Origin of the sequence: Catenulispora pinistramenti (genome assembly GCF_018274385.1) — a bacterium.
In the GTDB taxonomy this organism is placed as follows: domain Bacteria; phylum Actinomycetota; class Actinomycetes; order Streptomycetales; family Catenulisporaceae; genus Catenulispora; species Catenulispora pinistramenti.
Map to the genome: position 1 here is coordinate 22,884 of NZ_JAAFYZ010000127.1, position 6,443 is coordinate 29,326.

At 68.2% G+C, this 6,443-nt stretch carries 5 protein-coding genes; all 5 read right to left on the minus strand.

Annotation, left to right across the window (positions count from 1 at the left end; all coding sequences use genetic code 11):
* Positions 1-37: 37 nt before the first annotated feature.
* The 5 genes from KGQ19_RS30045 to KGQ19_RS30065 all read right to left on the minus strand — a co-directional run bounded on the left by KGQ19_RS30045 (position 38) and on the right by KGQ19_RS30065 (position 6,416).
* Positions 38-1,048: an ABC transporter permease gene (locus tag KGQ19_RS30045; RefSeq protein ID WP_212015154.1), complete on the minus strand. Its 1,011-nt coding sequence runs from the start codon at positions 1,046-1,048 to the stop codon at positions 38-40.
* Between the two features lie 475 nt (positions 1,049-1,523).
* Positions 1,524-2,522, minus strand: a complete 999-nt coding sequence (locus KGQ19_RS30050) for an ABC transporter permease (RefSeq protein WP_212015156.1) — start codon at positions 2,520-2,522, stop codon at positions 1,524-1,526.
* A 49-nt stretch (positions 2,523-2,571) separates the two neighbouring features.
* Positions 2,572-4,350 (minus strand): ABC transporter substrate-binding protein, encoded by a 1,779-nt coding sequence (locus KGQ19_RS30055; protein ID WP_212015158.1) that lies wholly within the window; start codon positions 4,348-4,350, stop codon positions 2,572-2,574.
* A gap of 41 nt (positions 4,351-4,391) precedes the next feature.
* Positions 4,392-5,762: an ABC transporter permease gene (locus tag KGQ19_RS30060; RefSeq protein ID WP_230419668.1), complete on the minus strand. Its 1,371-nt coding sequence runs from the start codon at positions 5,760-5,762 to the stop codon at positions 4,392-4,394.
* Positions 5,763-5,981: 219 nt separating this feature from the next.
* Positions 5,982-6,416: a hypothetical protein gene (locus KGQ19_RS30065; protein ID WP_212015160.1), complete on the minus strand. Its 435-nt coding sequence runs from the start codon at positions 6,414-6,416 to the stop codon at positions 5,982-5,984.
* Positions 6,417-6,443 lie beyond the last annotated feature (27 nt).

Below are 6,443 nucleotides of genomic sequence, written 5' to 3' on the forward strand. Positions count from 1 at the left end.
TGGGCCCCCGGCGGTGCGACGCCGGGGGAATTCTCATTTAGTGGGCCTTCGGGTCGAAGGCGTCGCGCAGGCCGTCGCCGAACAGGTTGAAGGCCATGACCGTGATGAAGATCGCTGCACCCGGGATGATCAGGAACGCGGGGTCGACACGGTAGTACTGGATCGCGTCGTTGAGCATCTTGCCCCACGACGGTGTCGGCGGCCGGATGCCGACGCCCAGGAAGGACAGGGCCGCCTCGAACAGGATGTTCGCCGGGATCAACAGGGTGCCGTAGACCAGCACCGGGGCGATCAGGTTCGGCATCAGCTCCTTCATGATGATCCGGCGGGGCTTGGCGCCCAGGACCCGGGCCGCGTCCACGAACTCCCGCTCGCGCAGGGCGATGGTCTGTCCACGGACGATGCGGCCGGCGTAGGGCCAGCCGAAGAAGCCGATGATGAAGATCAGCATCGCTATATGAAGGGTGTCACCGGACATCCCGAAGGCGTGGTCGGAGACGATGGCCGCCAGCGCCAGCGCGAACAGCAGCAGCGGGAAGGCCAGGAAGACGTCCATGATGCGGGAGATCGCGGCGTCGATCCAGCCGCCGAAGTAGCCGGCGATGACGCCCATGGCGATCCCGATGATCAGCGAGAGCAGCGAGGCCGAGGTGGCGATCAGCAGGCTGATCCGGGAGCCGTAGAGCACCCGGGTCAGGATGTCGCGGCCGATCACCGGCTCCAGGCCCAGCAGGTGGGTGGAGCTGATCCCGCCGGCTGAGCCCAGCGGCATCGAGGTGTTGGGGTCGATGCTGTCCATGAACTGGGCGTTCGGGTCGGAGTTGCCACTGAGCGAGGCCAGCAGCGGCGCGAAGATCGCGATCAGCACCAGCAGGACGATGATGATGCCCGCCGCCATCGCCACGCGGTCCTTCTTCAACCGCGACCACGCGATCTGGGACAGCGACCGACCCTCGATGGTCTTCGCCGCCGGCGTACCCGGGTCCGGCGCTTCTTCCTCGCCGAAATCGTCGTGCAGGGTGGAGGCGTCCCCTGGCAGCGTTGTCATGTGAATCCTCGGTGGTCGTCTGACTCGGAAGGCCTTGTGAGCGCACCGGAGAGCCAGGCAGGGCGGAATCGTGATCACGTCACGCCCGGCGGCCGCCCCGAAGCGAGTCGCCGGTGGTATTGCACATTGCACTGTCGGGCCGGGGCCCTCCACAGGAGAGTGGCGCCTGGGCCCCCGGCTTGGCTAGGGGGTTGAGGCAGCCTTGTCCGAACTGTGATCAATCCTGGATCGGCCGGTCACCGAGCCATTTCGGGGTATCAGGGGCCGCCTTCGCCACCTGAGAAGTGGGCGGTAACCGCCCCTGAGGTTAACGGGGTGTTACCCGCGCCGGGGCACATCCTTAGGCGATTGCCCCTTGACACGAGGGACCTTAGAAGGGGAGTGATCGGCTACCTAAGGTAGGTGAACGACCACCTGCGGGCGTCTGGGGCACCGAGATGGCGCAAAACCTTCGTCGAGCGGCGCCGGCGGTGCGTCAGTCCAGCCGGATGCGCGGGTCCAGGACAGCATAGGCGGCGTCGACCACGAAGTTCGCGACAACGATGAAGAGCCCTGCGAACAGCGTCACGCCGAGCACCACCGGCAGATCCTGGCCGTCCACGCCGTTCTGCGCCAGGTCGCCGATGCCGTGCAGCCCGTAGACCTTCTCGGCCAGCACCGCCCCGCCCAACAGCAGGCCCAGGTCCATGGCGAAGACGGTGGCCACGGTCGGAAACGTGGTGCGCAGCCCCTGCCAGACCACGCGCCGCCGGGGCAGGCCCTTGGCCTGCGCGGTGCGGATGAAATGGCCGGACAAGGCATCGATCATGCCCGAACGGGTGAGCCGCGTGTAGAGCGCGAAGTAGCCGAGCGACAGCGTCAGCCAGGGCAGCATGAGATGGTCGGCCCACACAAAAGGGTTGTGCAGGAAGGAGTAATAGGAGACCGAGGGGAACAGCCAGGTGAGTTCGGCCCGGGCCAGCGGACCGATGAACACCACCGGCAGGCAGACCCCGAGCAGTGCGGCCACCCGGATCGCCCGGTCGACCAGACCGCCGCGGAACACCGCCGCGAGCGCGCCGGAGAGCACACCGAACACCAGCCACAGCGCCGCCGCGCCGACCGCGATGGAGACCGTCACCGGCAGCCGGTCCAGGATCAGCGCCAGCACCGACTCGTGCAGCCGCCAGGACCACCCCAGGCACGGCGCCGAGCAGTGCGCGGCACCGGAGCCCGGCGGCAGGTCCATGCCGGCCACCAGGGCCCTGAGATAGTCCCAGAACTGGACGTACAGCGGCTGGTCCAGCCCCAGCCGGTGCTCGATCAGCGCCAGCTGCTCCGGGGAGGGGTCGCGGCTGGCGAACTGCGCGGCCAGCTGGTCCGTGGTGCGCCCGCCCAGGCCCGGCACGACGTAGAACACCAGGAAGGTCACCAGGACCACGCCGAACATCAGGAGCACGGCGGTGACGGCCCGGCGCACCAGGAAGGTCGTCATAGGCGCCGCGTCCCTCGTTTCGTCGTTGTTTCCGTCCGCGCCGCGGCGCCTACTTCACGCCCAGGACCGACAGGTCGTAGCCGCCGCTGCCGGCCTGGTTGATCATCACGTTGGTGAGCCGCGAGGAGCGGAAGCGCATGACGTTGCGCTGGGTCAGCGGGACGATGGCCGCCAGGTCCATGACCCGGTGGTCGATCTTGACCCAGTCCTGCTGCTGGGTGCTCGGCTCGACGCTGTTCAGCGCGTCCTGCTCCAGATCGTTGACCGTCTTGTCGTTGAGGAACGCGTAGTTCTGGCTGCCGGTGGCCGAGATGCCGTTGACGGTGACCAGCTGGTCCAGCATGCCGTAGCCGGTGAGCCAGTCCGGGCCCCAGTTGGCCAGGCACATGCCCAGCCGGTGCGCCCGGGAGTAGTCCTGGTTGCCGCAGTACTGGCTGTACTGGCCGAACGGGAACAGCGTCACCTGGGTGTTGATGCCCACCCCGGCCAGCGAGGACTGGATCGCGGTCGCGGCGTTCTGCAGGTCCGGGGCGTTCACCTGGGCGGCGATCTTGAAGGACAGGGCGCCGCTGCTGTCGAACAGCTGCGGTGAGTCCGACTTGCACTTGGCCAGCAGGTTCCTGGCCTTGCCCGGGTCGTAGGTGTAGGTCGGGAACTGCACCGCGCCCGGGATGCTGGGCGGCAGCAGGTTGGTGGCGATCGAACCGCCCCAGCTGCCGCCGAGCTGGTTCTGCACCGTGTTCTTGTTCACCGCGTACTCGATCGCCTGCCGGCAGTCGACGTCCGGGATCAGCTGGGTGTTGATCGAGGAGTAGGCGATCGAGGAGTCCGGCGCGTCGTCGGTCTCCGACTTCAGGACGTTGTCCTGCAACACCTTCGCGTGGTCGGCCACGTTCAGCGCCGACCCCAGGTCGGCGTCGGCCTGGCCGTCCAGCAGCTCCTGGTCGCGTTCCCCGGAGTCCACCCCGAGCTGCACGTCCACCAGGGCGGCCCGGGCCACGTGCATGTGGTTCGGGTCCGACTGCTGGTTGTACGCCGGGTTCGGGACCAGCTTGAGCTCCTTGCCCGGGGAGTAGCTCTGGATCTTGTAGGCGCCGGTGGAGATCGGCTTCTTGGCGTAGGTGTCGCCGGCGTCCTTGCTGTCGATGGCGCGCTCGACCGGAGCGGTCTGCAGCAGGGTCATGACGTAGTCGAACTCGCCGAAGGAGTTCGGCAGGTGGAACACGATCTTCGTCGGGTCGCTGGTGTCGATGATCTTGTCGAAGGCCTTGTCGCCGTCCTTGTAGACGTCCAGGTTCGCGAACTGGGCGAACCGGGGGTCGCCGGAGGGCGTGAGGATGTTGCGGAAGTAGGTCGGGCCGTTGCCGACCAGCGAGGACCAGTTGGACCGCTCGATCGCCCAGCGCACGTCGGCGGACGTGATCGCGGTGCCGTCCTCGAAGGTGGCGCCCGGGTCCAGGGTGTAGGTCCAGGTCTTGCCGTTGTCGGACTCCTTGCCCGGACCGGCGGCCAGATCGCCGACGATCTGGTTGCCGCCGGGCGTGTGCTCGTAGGCCATCATCGGCCGGGCGAACATCCGGAACAGGTTCCAGGTCTGCGCGGAGTAGGTGATCCCGGGGTCGATCGAGTCGAAGGTCTGCGAGGAGACCAGGTTCATGGTGCCGCCGGCCTTGTCCGAGGCGTTCAGGACCTGGCTGCTGGCCAGGTTGTAGCCCGGGCCCATGGCCGAGGTGCCGCTCCCGCCACCGCTACTGGAGCCGCAGGCGGACAGGACCAGAGCGAGCGCCGCGGCTACGGCTCCCGCGCGGATCGGGAATTTGGGTATCACAGCGGTTTCCTTCTTCATGGCTAGCGTCGTGCCGCGAAGCGTCACTGTGCGGTGGGATCGGTGGCGTTGCGCAACCCGTCTCCGAACAGGTTGAACGCCAGCACGGTGATGAATACTGCCATGCCTGGCACGACCAGATACTCGGGGTCGGTGTACACGGTGGCGACCGCGTCGGTCATCATCTGCCCCCAGGAGGCGGTGGGTGGGTTCAGGCCGATCCCCAGAGCGGACAGTCCGGCTTCGAAGATGATGTTCGCCGGGATCAGCAAGGTGGTGTAGACCAGGATCGGCGCCAGCAGGTTGGGCAACAGCTCGCGCCACAGGATCCAGCGCGTCGTGGCCCCCATCGCCCGCGCGGCGGTGACGAACTCCCGCTCGCGCAGCGACAACACCTCACCGCGCACGATGCGGGCGATGTAGGGCCAGTTGAAGAACCCCATCACGAAGATCATGATGGCGATCCGCAACGAGTTCCCGGACAGGCCGAAAGCCTGGTCGGACAACGCTCCGGTGAGGCCGAGCGCGAAGAGCATGAGCGGGAACGCCAGGAACACGTCGGCGATCCGCATCAACACCAGGTCCACCCGGCCGCCGAGGTAGCCGGACACGATCCCGAGCGCGGTGCCCAGGCCGACGCTGAGCAGCGTCGCCCCGCCGGCGATCAGCAGGCTCACCCGCGCGCCGAACAGCAGCCGGGCCAGGATGTCCCGGCCCATCCGTTGGTCGACACCGAGCGGGTGGGCCCAGCTGATGCCGCCGAAGGACCCGTGCGGACCGAAGGTGGCGTCGGTGAGCTCGGGGTGGAGCTGGTTCGGGGCTACGCCGAACGCCCCGGTGACCACCGGGGCGAAGACGGCGAGCAGGATCAGGACCACGACGGTGCAGCCGCCGAAGACCGCCGCGCGGTCCGCTCTGAGCTTGCGCCACACGGTCGCGGTCGTGGAGCGGGAGCCGATGGCGGCCGGACTCGGTGCTTGCGCGCTGTTGTACGCGTGGAACGGCCACAGGGACGCGGCCATTCTGCGTCTGCCGCGGCGACGGTGCCCGGGCGGGCGCGGCGAGGGCGGCGAGGGCGGCGCCGATGCCGGTAGTTCGGTGGAGGGCTTGTCCTTTATATAAGTCTCCGGATACACGGCGGTCGCCACAGCCGCGGCCTGGATCCCTTCCACCGCCACGGATTCATGGATCTCCGCAGTTCCGGGCCCTCCCGCCGAACCCCGCGGCGACGCGGGTTCAGCCGCCGTGTAAGGTATCTGATACTCGGGTTCTCGGCCGTCGTGAATCCGCGGGATCAGGGTGGTCTCGTGGACATCCGGATCGATCGGGTAGTCGAAGAACTCCCGATAGCTCTCCAGCGCGTGCCGCCGCGCGGAACGGTCCGGGTCGGACCCGGCGTCGTGCGGCGAAGTCATGGCGACCGTGCTTCCGTGTGGCGGGCATATATGGTTCGCCACTTTGCCGAATCGGCGGCTTGGCGCGCCAGTTCGAAGTGCGCGCCGTTGCCGACTCGTGATCTGCTACAGAGGTTCCGGGCGCGCGAAAGCGCCGGAAACGGCCCACGCCTGCCGGCGGCGCCGGGCGGGGCGGCAGAGATGAGGACGGCCACCGCCCCGCGACCGGGCGCCTTGGAACTACTCCCCCAGCACGAACCGTTGCAGTACCTCGCGCGCCCGGGCGTTGGAGCGCGCGGTCTCGGCGATGGCCGCGGACAGCGTCTCGATCCAGATGTCCATGGCCACCTGCTGCCGGGACAGCACGATGCCGCGGACCTCCTTGCAGACCTCGCCGACCGGGCCATGCTTGCCCAGGCGCAAGGTCATGCGCTGCTCGCCGAGGGTGACGTCGACGGTCTCCACCCGGCCCTCGCGGCCGGCGGCGCGATCGGACAGGCTGCGCTTGCGCTCCAGCCGGACCGCGCCGGGCGGCAGGGTCTCGATCAGGTTGGAGGACAGCACCCGCGCGTAGATCTCCAGGTCCGCGGTGTCCGCGCGCAGCGAGGCGGCGATCAGCTCGGCCGAGACATCGTCGTCGCCGGCGGTCGGTTCCGGCAGGTTGTCTGTGGTCATAGGGCTTACTCAACCACTGTTCGGGGG